The organism is Olleya marilimosa CAM030, assembly GCF_000518485.1.
GTDB lineage: Bacteria > Bacteroidota > Bacteroidia > Flavobacteriales > Flavobacteriaceae > Olleya > Olleya marilimosa.
The window spans coordinates 41,715-60,470 of record NZ_JADR01000002.1; the positions used below are offsets into that span (position 1 = coordinate 41,715).

General features: G+C 32.5%; 15 protein-coding genes. 7 read left to right on the forward strand and 8 right to left on the reverse strand.

All coding sequences use genetic code 11. The annotated features are described in order from the left end of the window. Positions 1–9: 9 nt before the first annotated feature. The 3 genes from M890_RS0104185 to M890_RS0104195 form a co-directional block, all read right to left on the reverse strand. A complete protein-coding gene (locus M890_RS0104185; RefSeq protein WP_028282324.1) occupies positions 10–684 on the reverse strand; it encodes a succinate dehydrogenase cytochrome b subunit in 675 nt (224 codons plus the stop codon). Between the two features lie 107 nt (positions 685–791). Beyond that, on the reverse strand, positions 792–2,486 hold the full coding sequence (locus tag M890_RS0104190; protein WP_084553553.1) for an alpha/beta hydrolase-fold protein: 1,695 nt from the start codon (positions 2,484–2,486) through the stop codon (positions 792–794). 55 nt (positions 2,487–2,541) lie between these two features. Further along, complete coding sequence (locus M890_RS0104195; protein ID WP_028282326.1) at positions 2,542–5,352, reverse strand: WD40/YVTN/BNR-like repeat-containing protein; 2,811 nt, start codon at positions 5,350–5,352, stop codon at positions 2,542–2,544. A gap of 218 nt (positions 5,353–5,570) precedes the next feature. Between M890_RS0104195 and M890_RS0104200 the strand changes: the two genes are divergently transcribed. Beyond that, on the forward strand, positions 5,571–6,863 hold the full coding sequence (locus M890_RS0104200) for an aminopeptidase P family protein (RefSeq protein WP_028282327.1): 1,293 nt from the start codon (positions 5,571–5,573) through the stop codon (positions 6,861–6,863). A gap of 39 nt (positions 6,864–6,902) precedes the next feature. Beyond that, entirely contained in the window at positions 6,903–7,847 is a 945-nt protein-coding gene (locus tag M890_RS16365; protein WP_051437441.1) for a hypothetical protein, read from the forward strand. 53 nt (positions 7,848–7,900) lie between these two features. Here the strand turns inward: M890_RS16365 and M890_RS0104210 are convergent, their stop codons facing one another. Then, a complete protein-coding gene (locus M890_RS0104210) occupies positions 7,901–9,229 on the reverse strand; it encodes an aspartate kinase (RefSeq protein WP_028282328.1) in 1,329 nt (442 codons plus the stop codon). A gap of 102 nt (positions 9,230–9,331) precedes the next feature. Between M890_RS0104210 and M890_RS0104215 the strand changes: the two genes are divergently transcribed. Beyond that, on the forward strand, positions 9,332–9,988 hold the full coding sequence (locus tag M890_RS0104215; protein ID WP_028282329.1) for a hypothetical protein: 657 nt from the start codon (positions 9,332–9,334) through the stop codon (positions 9,986–9,988). On the opposite strand, the gene M890_RS0104220 is transcribed toward M890_RS0104215, so the two are convergent. Genes M890_RS0104220 through M890_RS0104230 form a run of 3 tightly spaced genes read right to left on the reverse strand, consistent with a single transcriptional unit; the run spans position 9,985 to position 13,223 of the window. Further along, positions 9,985–10,335 carry a hypothetical protein gene (locus M890_RS0104220; protein WP_028282330.1) on the reverse strand — a complete coding sequence of 117 codons (351 nt, stop codon included), beginning with the start codon at positions 10,333–10,335 and terminating at the stop codon, positions 9,985–9,987. The genes M890_RS0104215 and M890_RS0104220 overlap by 4 nt on opposite strands. A 51-nt stretch (positions 10,336–10,386) precedes the next feature. Next, complete coding sequence (gene brnQ / locus M890_RS0104225) at positions 10,387–11,673, reverse strand: branched-chain amino acid transport system II carrier protein (protein ID WP_028282331.1); 1,287 nt, start codon at positions 11,671–11,673, stop codon at positions 10,387–10,389. A 2-nt stretch (positions 11,674–11,675) separates the two neighbouring features. Next, the gene (locus M890_RS0104230; RefSeq protein WP_051437442.1) at positions 11,676–13,223 is read right to left on the reverse strand and encodes a serine hydrolase; all 1,548 of its coding nucleotides are present in this window, start codon (positions 13,221–13,223) and stop codon (positions 11,676–11,678) included. A gap of 93 nt (positions 13,224–13,316) precedes the next feature. Here M890_RS0104230 and M890_RS0104235 point away from each other — a divergent pair, with 93 nt between their 5' ends. Both M890_RS0104235 and M890_RS0104240 read left to right on the forward strand, forming a co-directional pair. Beyond that, on the forward strand, positions 13,317–14,096 hold the full coding sequence (locus M890_RS0104235) for an alpha/beta fold hydrolase (RefSeq protein WP_028282333.1): 780 nt from the start codon (positions 13,317–13,319) through the stop codon (positions 14,094–14,096). A gap of 104 nt (positions 14,097–14,200) precedes the next feature. After that, on the forward strand, positions 14,201–14,482 hold the full coding sequence (locus M890_RS0104240; protein WP_028282334.1) for a DUF1660 family phage protein: 282 nt from the start codon (positions 14,201–14,203) through the stop codon (positions 14,480–14,482). Here M890_RS0104240 and thiL read toward each other — a convergent pair. Beyond that, a complete protein-coding gene (gene thiL, locus M890_RS0104245; RefSeq protein ID WP_028282335.1) occupies positions 14,479–15,528 on the reverse strand; it encodes a thiamine-phosphate kinase in 1,050 nt (349 codons plus the stop codon). The two genes, M890_RS0104240 and thiL, sit on opposite strands and share 4 nt — an antisense overlap. A 174-nt stretch (positions 15,529–15,702) precedes the next feature. Here thiL and M890_RS0104250 point away from each other — a divergent pair, with 174 nt between their 5' ends. Beyond that, positions 15,703–17,256: a choice-of-anchor B family protein gene (locus tag M890_RS0104250; RefSeq protein WP_036597153.1), complete on the forward strand. Its 1,554-nt coding sequence runs from the start codon at positions 15,703–15,705 to the stop codon at positions 17,254–17,256. Between the two features lie 4 nt (positions 17,257–17,260). Then, complete coding sequence (locus M890_RS0104255; RefSeq protein ID WP_028282337.1) at positions 17,261–18,754, forward strand: choice-of-anchor B family protein; 1,494 nt, start codon at positions 17,261–17,263, stop codon at positions 18,752–18,754. The last annotated feature ends 2 nt before the right edge of the window (positions 18,755–18,756 follow it).

Below are 18,756 nucleotides of genomic sequence, written 5' to 3' on the forward strand. Positions count from 1 at the left end.
TCTTATTTTTTAGTGGTTTAAAAAGTGGTAAACAGCAATGAAGATGAAACCTACTGGCACACCAATTGCATAAATTTTACTAAATCCTTTTAATCCCTTTGTGTATTTGTTATTTGCTCCAATTGATTGGAAAGCAGAATTAAAACCGTGTAAAAGGTGTAATGATAAAAATACAAACCCTACACAGTATAGCGCTACACGCCATAAATCTTTAAACTTGTGTACTAGCTCTTCGTGGTATCTAAACTCACCACTTGGTAGCGTACCAGACATGTCACCAACAATATATTTGGTGTTAATTTCTGGAATCCAGAAATCGATGAAGTGAATGATTAAGAATACAAGTATAAAACCTCCACTCCAAATCATGTTTCTGCTCATCCAAGAAGAATTTGCAGCTCCATTGTTTTTAGCATAGCTAATTGCTCTTGCTTTGTTGTTTCTGATTTCTAAAACAAATCCCATTACAAAATGAAATATTACACCAAGAATTAATACTGGCTGCAGTAAATATTGTACTGCCCAAAACGTTCCCATAAAGTGAGACGCTTCATTAAAAGCATCTGGACTAAATACAGAAAGAATATTAATTGCAAAATGTTGTAAAATAAAAATCATTAGAAAGAGTGCTGAAAGTGCCATAGCAAACTTTCTCCCTATTGAAGAATTTAAAATTCCGCTCATTATAATTGAAGTTAATTATTTGTTATACAAAGATAAGCCACAAGCGATATACTAACAAATTTTAAAACTTTTTTGTACTATTTAGAATGGGTTTAAGTAATAAAGCTTTAATGTAAGGTAATATTTATATTATTAACCCATAATTGGGATCTGTCCATGTTGGCATTCCACTGGTCAATCATAAATACGTCATCATAACCTATGATTTTTTCAAAAACTAAAACATGGTTTACGATTACTTTTACTGGTTTAGATAAATCTACCATTTCTGGTGAAATATAAATATTAAACGACCCAACCTTTTCTGTATTTATATCAAATACACTATCAGTATATTTAGCATTAATCTTTGCAGATTGCCTAGGAAAATCAAATGCATTTTGATTAACATCAAACGCTATAGCATTATCATTATCATCTAATTTTAGCCATTTTGTAATTTTAAAATTAGTTGGTTTTTGCGACACTTTAGTCGTTTTGATAGTATCTAATTTAATAGTATTTAACCAATCAATAGTGCCATGTGCATTGTCGTCAAACTCCCATTGCAATGTTTTTGAAAAAGGATTTCTTTTTCGCTTAATAAGATCTTCAAACAATACATCATAAGCAGGTTCTGCCTCATCAAAATCTGGAAACCAATGCGGAAAGCCATTGTACCTATAATCTTTATAATCCGCCTTAATTTTAGACATAATGCTATTTAAACTATCATTTGCATTTGGCGGATAATAGTAATCTTGATCTGTAGAAAAATTAATAAAACTTCTAGCTTTTACATTCTCTATAAATGTTCCGCCAGTATAGACTTTTGGATGTGTATTAAAACCATAAAAACCAGCAAATTGTGTTGGTTGCTTCATTAAGTATGAAAACGACCCAGTTGCTCCATTAGAGTGACCAGAAACAAATACTTTATCATCATCAATGTTAATTGCTGACTTTATTTGCTTAATAATTTCTGGAACCATAAAAAAGCCTTCATCTCCAATCATCCAATTAAAATTTTTATCAGCTTTTGGAAACACTAAAACAACATCATTAGCGTCTGCACGCTTGGTATATTTTGTATTAGCGTATTTTAAATTACTTTTTGTCTCATAATCCGATAATGTGGTGTAGCGTATAGCTCCATGTAAAAAAACCAACATTGGATATTGATTGTTTGGATTATACGTTTTGGGTAGATGCACAAAAAAAGACGTGCTAGACGTATCATTTATTTGAAATGAAATAGAATAATCTTGCTTTTTTTTGGGCAAAAAATTGTTTTGACTTTTAATATAATTATAAAGTTGCTCCGCACTTAGACTATCAATTGAAGCTCCTTTTTTAGTGCTAAAAAATTCAGCTTCATCTGATGCCAAATTATCAAAAAACTGCATTTGATTTAATATTGCAGCTTGCTTTAAACTAGACCATCGTTTATCATTAAATAAATTTGAATAGTCCTCTGTTGCATAGTCTCCTAAGACATAATCCCAACCTGGATAACCTTCGTCATCCTCTATTAATTCTGCCAATGGTTGCAAATACTTAAAAGCAACATCATTCATTTTTAAACGACTAGCAATGACACTTGCATTGTACTTAGAATAATCGTCTATACTATCTGGATAATTATTAAACGCATTTTGATAAGTAACAAGTGCTTCCTTTAATTTTAAAGAATCTTCGTCCTTTGACAATTGCATTGCCTTATCAATTAAAACAGTGTAGGACTCTTTTTTTATTGCGATACTTTTTTTGCAACTACTTAAACTTAAACAAATGATTACTATAATTAATGCTGCCTGTTTCATATGGACGATTTACTATAAAAGAGGCGACATTTTAAATAGTGTTACACTATTTATGCTATTCGACTTCAAAAGCTTTTTCGACACCATCAATTTTAATTAGATACTTCCCTTTAACAATGTAGTATTTTTCATTTTTAGCCTTATTGATATCAATAGAAGTGTTTTCTTTCAACAATACTTTTCTTCCTTTCTCATGAATGGTTAAATCGTAATCAATAAAATTAAATCCTTTATCTAAATTCACGTAAAACGATTGTATTTGCTTACCGCTTTCTGTAAGGATTTCAACTTCTTTTTTACCAGAAACTGCACTAAATAATTGGATAGTCGTATTAGGCTCATACGGTTGCATCCATTTGCTCCATGAATTTCCCCAACGCGAATAATACCTAATTGGATCTAAATCAAAAATGGTCATTTTACTACTTAAAACCATACTAGAATCATACTTTTGTAACGCAGAAAGATTGGTTTTATAGATACCACGACCATGCGTACCTAATAACAAATCGTTGCTTTCTTTTTGTGTTTTAATATCATGCACAGCTACAGCAGGTAAATTTTTAGAAAATGCTTCCCACTGGTCTCCATTATTAAAACTTACATACGCTCCATTATCTGTTCCTAAGTACAGAATATTTTCCTTTACAGGATCTTCTACAATTACATTTACTGGAGCTGTTGGAATATTAGCGCTTATAGACTTCCAAGTTTGACCATAATCGTCACTCATGTAAACATAGGTAGAAAAATCGTCAAATCGATAACCATTTAATGTTGCGTAAACGCGTTCCTTTTTATGCATTGAAGCCACTACGCGTGTTACCCATAAATTATTAGGTAAATTGCCTGAAACATTACTCCAGGTTGCACCTTGATTTTTTGACACATGTATTAATCCATCATCACTTCCAACGTATAATAAACCAAATTCAAAAGGAGACTCACTAATCGTAGTTAAGGTACCGTAAGCCACATTCCCTGATTTTCCACCTTGTGTTAAGTCATCACTAATAGCTTTCCAGCTATTACCTTGATCTAAAGATCGCATTAATTTATTACCACCTAAGTACAAAATATCTTGATTGTGATCCGACAAATGAATTGGTGTTTGCCAATTAAAACGATACGGTTTTTCGCCAAGCTCATGCTTTGGTTGGATGTAAGTCTGCTCGCCAGACGCTCGGTTTAGTCGGTAATAATTACCAAATTGGTAACCTGTATAAACAATATCTGGATTACGATTATCAATCTGGATTTGCATACCATCTCCACCCATTATACTTTTCCATGGATATTCTCCATTTTGATGCCAACTTTTATCTTCAGGTGCATTATTTGCACCAACCCAAACACCATTATCTTGTAAGCCACCATAAACACGATATGGTTTTTGATTATCTACATTTATAGCGTAAAACTGTCCTACAGATGGCGAATTATTTTTTATCCAATTAACACCATCGTCATATGTAATATTAACACCTCCATCATTACCATTAATTAAATGATTTGGGTTTTTAGGATTAATCCAAAGCGCATGGTGGTCTGCATGCACATTTTCTGCACTTATAGACGTAAACGTTTTACCTCCATCTTTAGATTTTAAAATTGGCACTCCGTAAACATAAATGTCATTTTGATTTGCAGGAGATACATATACATGTCCAAAATAATACCCATAGCTATAATATAAATCGTCTAAATAATCGTTGTGTGTCTTAGACCACGTTTGTCCACCATCTGTACTTTTATAAACTTCAGCTCCAATTACAGGTGTATCAAACAACATTGAGTTTGCATCTTCTAAATAATGAGCTAAATCAATTGGCTTTACGTTTCCGCTGCGTACCATTTGCTTCACGTTTTCTGCTCTGTATTTTTCCTGAAAGCCATTCATTTTTAAAAAGCCATTCAGTTTTTTATCGTCTAAATTTAAAAATTCAGACGTGCTCATTGTTTTAAAATCATCTTTTTGCAAACCTCGTCTCACTGCATTATTTCCGCTTGACGGTCGTCTAAATTGACTATCATGTATAGCGTAAATAATATCATTATCGTAAATAGCCAATCCAATACGTCCAACACCATTACCTACTGGAAAACCACTATTTTTTGTAGATATTTTATCCCAAGTATCTCCAGCATCTATACTTTTATAAATTGCCGAGTTGTTACCGCTTCCATCAAAATTCCAAGCCTTTCTATCTTTTGTCCATGCAGTAGCAAACATGGTGTTATAATCTCCAGGTACATGTTGCATATCAATAATTCCGCTGACATCATCCACGTATAATGTTTTAGTCCAATTAAGGCCACCATCTGTGGTTTTATAAACACCTCTGTCTTCAGATTTTGAATATAAAGCACCTGTGACACCAACAGTCACTTCATTAACATTATTAGGATTAATCAATATACGTCCAATATGTTGAGAATTAGGCAATCCAACATGTTGCCAAGTTTGACCATTATCCGTAGACTTTAACATACCAACTCCTGCATAAGACGATCTAGATGCGTTATTCTCTCCTGTTCCAACCCAAATAGTTCTGGTTGGCCAATGCACAGCAATATCACCTACATTTTGGGTTTGAGAATTATCTAAAATAGGCTCAAAAGTTGTCCCATTATTTATGGTTTGCCACACACCTCCAGAAGCATATCCAACATAAAATTCTGATGGGTTTTCTGGGTTTACATCCAAATCTACAACACGACCACTCATAACGGTTGGTCCAATGTTTTGAAACGCTACATTTTTAACTATTGAGTTTGCTTGTAATTGGGCTTTATCTGCCAACGTAGTTTGTTGTGCACTTACAGAAGTAACGACAAATAAAAATAAAAAAAGTCTATAAATCATGGTTGTTTATTATAAGTTTTGAAGATACAGATAAAAGTAAAATTAACAAAGTAAAAACCTTAAACCAAACAGATTTTAAGATGGATTTATAACTTATCTATCTTAAAGTTCTTATTTTTACAGCTAGTTATAATTTCCGCTTGACGGAAAAAATTATAACTCAAATTTTATGAATACATTTTTTCACTTCTGTGGAAATTAAAAATTAAATTTTTCTTATGAAATATCACAAAATCGACTCGTCATTATTTATAAAAAACCGTAAAAATTTTGCTTCTCAAATGAAGCCAAAAAGTATTGCCTTTTTTAACTCTAATGATATTTATCCAATTAGTGCAGATAGCACATTACCATTCCAACAACAACGCGATATTTTTTACTTAAGTGGTGTTGATCAAGAAGAAAGTATTTTAGTTTTATTTCCGGATTGTCCAAATCCTAAAAACAGAGAGGTTTTATTTTTAAAAGAAACCAATGCACACATTGCTGTTTGGGAAGGTGAAAAACTAACTAAAGAGGCTGCATTGGCTACAAGCGGAATTAAAACCGTTTATTGGTTACAAGACTTAGAAAAAGTTGTGTTTGAAATGATGACACAAGCCGAAACCGTTTACATAAACACCAATGAGCATTACAGAGCTAATGTAGAAACCGAAACAAGAGAAGACCGTTTTACTAAATGGATAAAAGATAAATATCCTGCACATAGTGTTGCTAAAAGCAATCCAATATTACAACGCTTAAGATCTGTAAAAGATCAAATTGAATTAGACTTAATCCAAACCGCTTGTGATATTACAAATAAAGGTTTTAGACGTGTTTTAAACTTTGTTAAACCTGGCGTTATGGAATACAACATTGAAGCCGAGTTTATGCATGAGTTTTTAAATAATCGTTCTAAAGGCTTTTCATACACACCAATTGTAGGTTCTGGAAACAACGCTAACGTGTTACACTATATAGAAAACAATCAAGAGTGTAAAGCTGGAGATTTGATATTAATTGATGCTGGAGCAGAATACGCTAATTACGCTAGTGACATGACACGTACTATACCTGTTTCTGGTAAATACAATGACAGACAAAAAGCGGTTTACAATGCTGTTTTGAGAGTTAAAAATGAGGCTACAAAAATGCTAGTTCCTGGTACAATTTGGGCTGACTACCATGTGGAAGTTGGTAAATTAATGACTAGTGAACTTTTAGGTTTAGGCTTACTTGATAAAGCAGATGTACAAAACGAAAATCCAGATTGGCCTGCTTATAAAAAATACTTTATGCATGGTACGTCACACCACATGGGATTAGACACGCATGACTACGGGATTTTAACAGAACCAATGCAAGCTAACAACGTATTTACTGTTGAGCCTGGAATTTACATTCCTGCAGAAGGTTTTGGTATTAGATTGGAAGATGATGTTGTGATCCAAAAATCTGGAGAACCTTTTAATTTAATGAGAGACATCCCAATTGAAATTGAGGAAATTGAGGATATAATGAATAAGTAAAATTTTCAAAATAAACTTTACTTCAAAAGAAATTAAATAATGGATAATTCATCTTTCGAAAAAGGAGAAAAATTCGAAGGTTTTGTAGAAAAGAATCTTTTCCCAAAATCAGATTATGATTTAATACATAGAACTAATGCTTTTAGTCAAAACAGCAAAAGATATTCTGAGAACACTCTAAAACCTGATTTCAAATTTAGATGCAAGAAAACTAAAAAGGAATTTTATATAGAAGCCAAATATCGTTCAAGCTTCAACTCGGACGATATGGTGGAGGTGATTAGCTTTACCCAATTAGAACGATTTAGAAAAATACAAGCAGATGAAAATACTTCAGTCTTTATAGTTCTAGGAATAGAAGGCTCACCCGAAAACCCGAAAAATGTAAGCTTAATTCCTTTAAATGAATTAGCATATCTTAAACTATACCCTTCTTTTATCAACAAATTTAAAATTGAAAAATCAGCAGTCACCAATGAAATTTTAAAGTCATACGATGTAGAGTATACCAACAATGATCTAGAGAAAAAGCAATTTAAAGCTAAGCCTAAAAACATTTTAATAGGGATGCTTCTTTTGATTATAACTACAGCTAGTTTTTTTATTTTTTACGAAAACACTGAAAGCAAAATCAGAAAGAAAACAACTGAATATTATCAACATTTAGAAAATGGCAACATAAATGCTTTAAAAAACTATATAGCTCCGAAAGTCAATAATTGGTATGACAAATCAGATTTAACTTTAGATGAAATAATAATAGAAACCTCAAAGTATTTAAAAAATTTCCCAAAAAGCACTACGAATGTGCAATGGGACACTTTTAAATTTTCAGAACTAGGTGAAGATTACCTATGTACTTACAATTTATTATATAAAATCAAATCAAAGGGAAAATTTAAAGATAAAATTTATCACTTAAAAATAAAAGCGACTTGGGGCAAAGACTTTAAATTAAAAAGTATTGTTGAAAACCGACTTTAAAAAAAAGTAATTAAAATAAAAAAGCAAGCCCTAAAAGCTTGCTTTTCCTCATTTTAAACTAAAACAGAATGACTCTCAAAAACATAGCGTTGTAGCTTTTTCAAGGTTTCTTTTTTATCACTTGTATTAATAAGCAAAGAGATATTATTATTACTTCCTCCATAAGATATCATACGCACGCTTACGTCTTGCAAAATTTGAAACAAATTAGGCGTGTCTGGATGAAATATAATAGCATTACCAACTAAACATACAATACTCATATAGTTATCAACCTCAACTACTGAAAATCGATCCAATTCTTCTACAATAGCCTCTAGATGCGTGGTATCATCTATGGTTAATGACACAGCAATTTCTGATGTTGTAATCATGTCTATGGACGTTTCATAACGCTCAAAAACCTCAAATACTTTCTTTAAAAAACCATGTGCCAATAACATTCTGGCAGACTTTATCTTTATGGCTGTAATACCATCTTTTGCAGCAATTGCCTTAATCCCTTCTCCATGGACTTGATTTGTTATTAATGTACCATGCGCTTCTGGTAACATGGTGTTTTTTAACCTAACTGGTATATCCAATTCACGCACAGGCATAACGGTTTGAGGATGTAATATTTTGGCTCCAAAATAAGCCAACTCTGCAGACTCATCAAAAGACAAATTAGAAATAGCTGTTGTATTCTCTACAAATCGTGGATCATTGTTATGAAAACCATCTATATCTGTCCAAATCTGCACTTCTTTTGCTTTTAACACAGCTCCAATTATGGTAGCAGTATAATCACTTCCTCCGCGTTGTAAATTAGCAACATTTCCTTTTACATCACGACAAATAAAACCTTGCGTAATATAAATCTCTGCTTTTGGCGACTCATTAATTACACGATTTAAATTTTGTTGTATGTAATAATTATCAGGCTCATTTGTTTTATCAATGCGCATAAAATCCAGAGCAGGCAATAACACAGCATTTATATTCTCTTGCTGTAAATAATGGCTAAAGATAAATGTTGACAATAACTCGCCTTGCGACACTATTTGATTGTATAATAAATCGTCATACAATCTATTAACCAAAACCTCAAGTGAATTAAAAGTATTATTAACATACACAAAAACCGTTTTATAAATTTCTGGTGTTGTAATTAAATTTTTAACGGTCGTGTTATAGGTGTTTCTAAGTACATCAATAACAATTAAAGCATCTTCTGGATTATTATTTTTTATGTAATCTGCAACTTTGACTAAGGCATTTGTGGTACCTGACATAGCAGATAAAACCACAACTTTTTGTTGTCCATTGTTAATAATGTTTTTAACATTAACCATATTTTCAATAGACCCAACAGATGTGCCTCCAAACTTTAATACCAACATATTATTTACATTTATACTGCTAAATTACTTAGGGACTTTTATCTAGCAATAAAAATGAAAAAATTGTACTATTTTTGCACAAATTGTTAAATAATTAACACGATGAAAACCATAGCCTCTTGCGTAGAAGACATACTAATTACTCAACCATTTTTAGAAGAAGCGTTGTCAAGAAGTATTATTAATTATTCTGCTTTAGCAGAAGAGTTAAACGCTCCCATTAGTGCCATGCTACGTAAACCAGTAAAATCTGGAGCAATTATGATGGCTTTGCGACGTTACAATACACCAAATACACTTAGACATTCTTTAAAATTAAAAAGCACCTTACAAAATTTAGGAGATATTACAGTACGCTCCAATTTAAGTGACTTTACGTTTCAAAACTCAGAAACATTAATACAAAGTCACACAAAAATATTAGATCAAGTAGAAGCTAACAAAGATATTTTTTATGCGTTTACACGAGGTATCTTTGAAAGTAATATTATTATATCAAGTTCGGAAAACAAAAAAGTTAGTAAATGTTTTTCTAATGAAAAACAAATTGGATTACAAGAAGGTCTGTCTGCAATAAGCGTGCGCTTACCTAAAGACAACTCCAAAATATCTGGATTATATTACCAAATATTTAAGCGATTAGCTTGGGAAAACATTCCTATTTACGAAGTAGTATCTACCACAAACGAATTTACTGTTTTAGTAGAGGACCATGTGGTCGATAAAGCGTTTTCAGTTATTAAAAACCTAAAAAACTAAGGGTTAACGATAGTCAGTTCACCGGATTCTAAAGCCTTTTGATAATCCGCTTCTACAGTAGTTTGAAGTCCGAAAAACTTAGTACCATCTTTCTTTTTTAAAACAACGTAAGTTTTATTTTCCTTAGTAAAAACATTATCAATTAAAACCTTATGATTGATAACAGGCTTATAACTTGCTAACTTACCACGTTTGACTAAAATATTTAATCTTGGAAAGTCAATATGATTATAATGCTCACCTTTAGGTGCGTTAACCTCTAATACATCGCCTACCTGAGGTTGACTTTGAGCAAAAGACACAACACACACACATAAAAATACTAAAGTTAATACCGTTTTTTTCATAAATATTACGTTTTTGTTGTTACACAAAGTTAAATACTTATTCTTAAAAAATCAAGCCTTTTTGGCTAGTAAATTAGCAATAATAAAACCTGTAAATGATGGCAAAACCCATCCCAAACTATATTTAGCAAAAGGAATAAAATTAACCACACTTGATAAATTTTTTGAAGGACTTATAACACCTACAACATCAGGAATACTAAACAAAAAAGTAAGCAACACAACTACCCTAAACACTAACTTAGGTGCATATTTATTTGGGATTGCATTTAATATAATTAAAACTATAGTTATTGGATAAATAAATAAAAGTATTGGTAAAGCGATCACAATAATAGTATTAAAATCTAACTGCCCAACCACAACACCAAACACACTAGCTATTATAGCTGTTACTACATAAACCGTCTGAGAGTTATTTATTAACCCTTTAAAATAATCTGCAGTACCTGTCACTATACCAACAGCTGTTGTAAAGCAAGCCAACGCTATTAAAACACTTAATACAGCGTAACCAAAAGTACCCAAAGCCTTAATACTAATTCCAGTTAATAAATTAGCACGTTGCATGTCACTATTTAAACTACTATTTATATCAATCTCTCCTCCATAAGATGCCCCAACTGCTATTAGTCCTGCGTAAATTATAAAAAGCCCAAAACCAGCTATTAATCCTGATTTTTTAATTAAATCCTTTTTAGCTTCAAACGTAGCATCCGTTTTTAAATTAATTGAGATAATTATAACTGCACCTACAACTACAGCAGCAATAGCATCAAAGGTTTGATAACCTTCTAAAATACCATCCACAATTGGAGTATCCATTTGCGTTGGGTTAGTAATCATTTGTGTAGAATACAAACCAATACCAATGACTAATAATAAAATAATAACAATAAAAGGTGTTAGATACTTACCTATTATATTTAATATTTTAGAGCGATTTAAAGCAAAAATCAATACTAATATAAAGTAAACACTACTAGTCAATAAAGGCGAAGTACCAAAATTTGGATGTATTGCAATTTCATGTGTTGCAGCTGCTGTACGTGGTGACGGAATAGCTACAGCTATTAGATAAATTAAAATACAATAAATAAAACTAAATACTGGTGATACCTTTTTACCAAAGTCATATAATGTACCTTGTAATTTAGCGTGCGCATATATACCAATAATGGGTATTGCTACTGCTGTTATAACAAAACCTAAGGTTACCCAAAACCAATTTTGACCAGCATTATATCCTAAAAGTGGAGGCAACAATAAATTTCCTGCTCCAAAAAAAAGCGAAAACAACGCAAAGCTAGTTATTAAAAGGTCTTTAGTTTTATTCACAATTAATCTTGTTTGATTAGTTTTAAATCTTCAAAATCAAAACTAAAATCTGTTACAGGTGCAATTGGCTTTAATGTCGCACTAACTGCCTGACCTTTTTCGTTAAAACTAAATTGCATAAAACAATCCGCATCATAGCTTCTATTATCCCATTTAACAACATATGTGGTAGCATTGTATGGCAAGACGCTTCCTATTAAGGTTTTAGATTTTTCTGAAGCAATTCTTAATTCATTTCCCTTTTGATTAATAGTAATATTTCCAAACCAAGCATCCTTATATGTACCTGTTATGTTAGCTACTTTAGGCATGTTGCTACTTGTTTTCATTTTAGCTACCTGATTAAAAACTGCAGTTTTAATACTGTCGTTATATTGATACCATTCTTTATTATTTCGACCTAATTTATCTATCCAATTACGGTTTTCATAACCTAAATAACTATCTTTAATAGTATTAGTAATGGTATTAAAAGCAGAACCATTCATTTGATTGGTTAGCACTACAATTGCCAAATCTAAATCCGGAATCATAGTAAATTGCGTTACTGTTCCCAATAAACCACCTGTATGATACACTTGTTTATAACCACCTTTTACGTCTGTCACAAACCATCCTAAACCATATCCTCTAAAATTAGAATTATAACTATCATTAGGACTAACTTTTAAAGGTGTTTGTAGTTGCCAAAGCTCATTAAATTGTTTTTCACTTAGCAAACGTTCTCCTTTTGCTGTTACAGCATCATTCATTAAAAACTGAGCCCAAGTTAACATGTCATCAACATTACTAACTATACCTCCAGCTGGATTTGCAGTTGGACTCCAATCGTGCGGAATCTGTACCAATTGACCATCTGCATACGTATGCGCTTCAATAATATTAGATTTATCAGTCACACGATTGTAAGACGCTTTACTACTAATCATGCCAACAGGCTTCATAATTTTGGTTTCAATAAATTCTTCCCAAGACAAACCACTGACACGTTTTAAAACCTCTCCAGCGATAATAAACATATTATTATTGTAAGCAAATTGACTTCTAAAAGAGCTTTCTGCCTCTAAATGCTCAACATTATCAATCACATCTTCTACCTCAAAACTGGCTTCCGGAAAAAACATTAAATCTCCTGCACCAAGTCCCATTCCACTTCTGTGCGTAACTAGATCTCTAACCGTAAATTGCTCTGTCACCCAAGCATCTTTAAGTTTAAATTCAGGTATGTGTTGTCTAACCTTATCATCCCAATTAAGTTTTCCCTCGTCCACCATCATAGCCAATGCAAAACAAGTAAATCCTTTACTATTAGATGCTACTCCAACCAAAGTACTATTATCCATAGCTTTTTTATTAGACAAAGCACATACACCATGTCCTTTAGCATATACAACTTTACCGTCTTTAATAACACCAACAGATATACCAGGAACGTCAAAGGTTTTTAAAGTATTTTCAACAAGTTGGTCTAACTTAGCCTCATCAATTTGAGCAGACAAGGTCATGCACATTAACATAGCAAAAGCGTTAAGGATAGGTTTTAATCTCATAATTTTATTATTTATTGTCTTGGTAATCAAATATAGTAAATACTTAACCAAAACAACAGTCTAAAAACAGTACAAATCTTATCTTTGTTGGCTATGATTGTAACTTACAAAGGGATATCCATTTCGTACTCTGTTTCAGGACAAGGTAAAACCGTCACATTGCTACATGGTTTTTTAGAAAACAGCACGATGTGGAAGGACGCAGTGACCTTACTTGAAAAAAATCACCAAGTCATAACCATAGATTTATTAGGACATGGCAATACAAATTGCTTAGGTTATGTCCATACTATGGAAGATTTTGCAGACGCAATAAACGCTGTATTAACACACTTAAATATTACAAACACAACACTTATTGGTCATTCATTAGGTGGTTATGTTGCTTTGGCTTACGCCGAAATTAAGCCAGAAACAATAGAAGGCTTATGTTTAATGAACTCGACTCCATTTGCAGATAGCCAAGAACGCATCTTACTTCGAAACAGAGCCATAAAAGTCGCTAAATCTAATTACGAAAACCTAGTTAGCATGTCCATTAGTAATTTGTTTTTTGAAGACAACAGGTTACGTTTTGATAAAGAAATTGAATCCATTAAAACCGAAGCTTTAAAAACACCACTTCAAGGTTACGTTGCCACTCAAGAAGGCATGAAAATTAGAGTAGACAGAACTAAAATATTAGAAAACTTAAACTGCAAAAAGCTTATAATAGCAGGTAAAAACGATCCTATCTTATCAAAAATGGACTTACAACATTTAGAAACATTAAATGGTATTAATATTGTAATTTTAGATGGAGGACACATGTCTCACATAGAAAACAAAGAAGAATTCTTACAAGAAATAATGCGTTTCAACGAAAAAATATAGCTTTTTGACCGATTTTTAAAATATTGTTCATATATTCGGAATCGCTATCTATCAGATTTCTAAGACTTAACCACAAGTATCTGATAACAAAAAGACCTATAAGTATGAATAATGTACAACAAAAACCATCACTAAAGGGACGTTTATACTGTTCTGTTTTTGGACACAACTTTAGCGTAAGCAAAAAAGTAACCTATCATATTAAAGAGTACAAGTGCTGTCATTGCAAAAAAGAAATGACTATAAATAGCAAAGGATACTTAACCGACTTGACACCAAAGTATAAAGAAATAAACTCTGTGTTAGAACGTATTCATCAAAACAAATTAACTAGATATAGCAACAATCAAATTGTACAATCGCCTATCTTAAAAATGACATCTTAGTTAGTTTCAAAACTATTCCAACCTTGAGCTGTCAGTTGTATTTTTTGGTCTCCTCTTGTTACTAAATGTGCACCAGAAGCTTCTTCTGTAATATAACCTATTACAGTTAAATGTGGATTTGCTTTTATTTTAGGAAAATCGTCTTGAGATATGGTCATCAACAATTCATAATCTTCTCCACCACTTAAAGCAATAGTAGTACTATCCATGTTAAACTCTTCACTAGTAGAGATTACTTGAGGATCTAAAGGTATTTTGTTTTCATATAAATCACAACCAACTTTACTTGCTTTACATAAATGCAAAATCTCTGAAGACAACCCATCACTAATATCAATCATAGCAGTAGGTTTAACTTCTAAATCTGCAAGTAATTTTATTATATCTTTTCTAGCCTCAGGTTTTAATTGACGCTCAATTATATAAGTATAAGCATCTAAATCTGGTTGATTATTAGGATTAACTTTAAAAACCTCTTTTTCACGTTCTAAAACCTGCAATCCTAAATAAGCACCTCCTAAATCTCCAGAAACGACTAATAAATCGTTTGGCTTGGCGCCACTTCTATAAACTTCGTTTCCTGTTTTAACCTGACCAATTGCAGTTACTGAAATAATTAATCCAGAGGTTGAAGATGTCGTGTCTCCTCCTACCAAATCAACATTATATAATTTACAAGCAGTTTGTACACCTGCATAAAGTTCTTCAATCGCTTCTAATGGAAAACGATTAGAAACAGCTATCGATACTGTTATTTGTGTTGCCTCGGCATTCATTGCAAAAATATCCGATAAGTTGACTATAACAGCCTTATAACCTAAATGTTTTAAAGGCATGTAGCTTAAATCAAAATGAACACCTTCAACTAAAAAATCTGTAGAGACCACTACTCTGTCTTTATCAAATTCTAAAACAGCAGCATCATCACCAATTGCCTTAATGGTTGATTTTTGAGTCACCTCAAAACTCTTAGCTAAATGATCGATTAATCCAAATTCTCCTAATTGGCTTAAATCTGTACGTTGTTGGTTTTTATCTTCTATCATACTGCAAAAATACTAAGCTTAATTTAATCTTTACAAAAAAAGCCTTTAAATTGTTTGATTATTAAAAACAAGTGACGACAATTATAATTAATTCATCAATTTAACAAGGTAAAAGCGCATTTTATCGCTAATTCTGCTTAATTTGTGTCCAAAATTTAAGAATAACTTAACCTAATGAATATTTCAAAAAAATTACTCCTATTTTTTACCATCTTTACTAGCTCTTTAATTTTTGCACAAAGTCCTTGTGTAGGCGGATTTGCAACGCATACAACCAATGGTGTTACAACTAGTTATCCATGTGATGGTTACGACCTATTATCTAGAGTCCCAATAGCAACATTAGCAACTACTTTAGGTAATGAAGAAGGTAGTGATATTTGGGGATGGACAGACCCTTTAACCGGAAAAGAATATGCAATTGTAGGTACTACAAATAGCACTGCTTTTGTAGATATTAGCGACCCAATAAACCCTTTATTTTTAGGTCGCATAGAAACCGTAAACAACAACACATCGTTTTGGCGAGATGTTAAAGTATACAATAATCATGCTTACATAGTGGCAGATGGTGTTGGTGCGCATGGTATGCAAGTTTTTGACTTAACCATCTTAAGAAACGGAGTTGATAGTGACTTAACCTTTGATGGTCCTCAGGTATTACGGTTTACTGGTAACGGAGGAACTGGTGATTTAACTATTGGAAGTTGTCATAATATTGTAATTAACGAGTCTGAAGGTGTTGCCTATTTAGTTGGCTGTAGTGGAGCTGCAAGTGGAGGACCTGTATTTGTAGATATTACTAATCCATCAAATCCAACTGTGGTTGGTAGCTATGCTGCAAAAGGATATACACATGACGCACAAGTTATAACCTACAATGGGACAGATAATAACGTCACTAGCCCAACAGTAAGTGGAGTTTCTAGTTACATTGGACGCGAAATTTTACTTGCCAGCAATGGTGGCTCTAATGACAGAGTTGTATTATTAGATGTTACAGAAAAGAATAACCCTCAATTTATTTCAGAAATCACCTATCCTAATCCTGGTTACGCACATCAAGGTTGGTTTACAGACGACCACAGATATTTTATTTTTGGTGATGAAACAGATGAGCAAAACTTTGGCTTTGGAACCAGAACATTTGTTTTTGACATGTTAGATTTGGACAACCCAGTTTTAATTTCGACTTATGAAGCTTCTTTTACTGCGATAGACCATAATGGATATGTAAAAGATGATAAGTTTTATTTGGCAAATTACCGAGCAGGTTTGCGTGTTTTGGATATTCCTACATTAATTTCGACTAACAATTCTAATTCAGAAATTGGATATTTTGACACATATCCAGCTAGTAATAGTGCTAATTTTAATGGCGCATGGAGTATTTACCCTTATTTTTCAAGCGGAAATATTATTGTTAGTGATATAGAAAGAGGCTTGTTTGTATTAAGACCAAGCGACATGGCTTTAAGCACAGACACTTTTAAAATAGATAATACATTTTCTATTTCTCCAAATCCAGCAACACAATCTAATATAACAATCAAAGCTTCAACAACAATAAACACAGTAGAAGTTTATAGTATACTTGGTAAAAAGCTAATTTCTAAAAGCAATATAAACACAGATTCGTACGTTTTACCTATTCCTGATTTATCTAACGGAATTTATTTAGTAAAAATCAACAATTCTGTATCCAAAAAACTAATAGTCAACAATTAACACCATGAAAAACATTACTAAAACAGTAAAACCATTTTTGCTTAGCCTAAGCGTTCTTTGTTTTTTTATCATATACCAAAGTTGTTCTAAAGATGACGAAAACGGAACAGGAGAACCTGTAGCAACAATTGCTGATATTGATCAAGATGGTATAGCAGATAATATTGACAACTGTATTAATATAGCAAATCCAAATCAAGAAGATACTGACAACGATGGTATTGGAGATGTTTGTGATGATGACTTAGATAACGATGGAATCCCTAATAATTTAGACAACTGTCCTTTAACTCCTAATCCAGGACAAGAAGATGAAAACAATAACGGAATTGGAGATGCATGTGATGTAGAAAATGCTCCTCTGTATCCATGTGTAGATGGTATGGCAGGACCTTATCCTTGCAATGGTTATGATTTATTAGGACAAATTAATGTTAATATATTAAGCGGTAGCACTAACCAAGAAGGAAGTGACATTTGGGGTTGGACAGACCCTTTAGATGGAAAAGAATATGCCATTATTGGATTATCTAATAGTACAGCTTTTGTGGATGTAACTGACCCAATAAATCCAATATTTTTAGGTCGATTAAACTCAAGTGCTGGATCAAACGCCTGGAGAGATGTTAAAACTTATAATAATCATGCATTTATAGTAGCAGATAATGTTGGAGCACATGGTATGCAAGTCTTTGATTTAACGCGATTAAGAAATGTAATTAACGCGCCACAAAATTTTACTGAAGACGCTCTATTTAATGACGTTGGTAGCTGCCATAATATTGTAATTAACGAATCTGAAGGTGTGGCTTACCTTGTAGGATGCACCTCTACAAATGGCGGAGGACCTATATTTGTGGATATTAGCAATCCTACAAATCCGGTAAATTTGGGAGATTACACAGCTGTAGGATACACGCATGATGCACAAGTAGTCACTTATTCTGGTCCTGATTTAGATTATACTGGAAAACAAATCTATGTTGGTAGCAATGGTAACACAGATCAAGTCGTAATATTAGATGTTACAGATAAATCCAATGTCATAGAAATAAGCAGTTTTACCTACCCTCAAACCGCTTATGCGCATCAAGGTTGGTTTACAGAAGACCAAAAATATTTTATTTTAGGTGACGAACAAGACGAACTTAATTTTGGTTTTAATACTAAAACACTTGTTTTCGACTTTACAGACTTAGACAATCCAATTGCACACGCAACCTATCTTGGACCAACAGCTGCTATTGACCACAATGGTTACGTTAAGGGTAACGAATATTATTTAGCAAATTACAGAGCAGGATTACGAGTTTTAGATATTTCTAACATAGCATCTACAACTAATTCTATGACAGAAACCGGATATTTTGACACTTATCCATCAAGTAATAGTGCTGCATTTAATGGTGTTTGGAGTATTTATCCTTATTTTGAAAGTGGCAATATAATTATAGGTGATATTGAAGGAGGACTACTAATTGTTCGTAAAAGCAATTAATT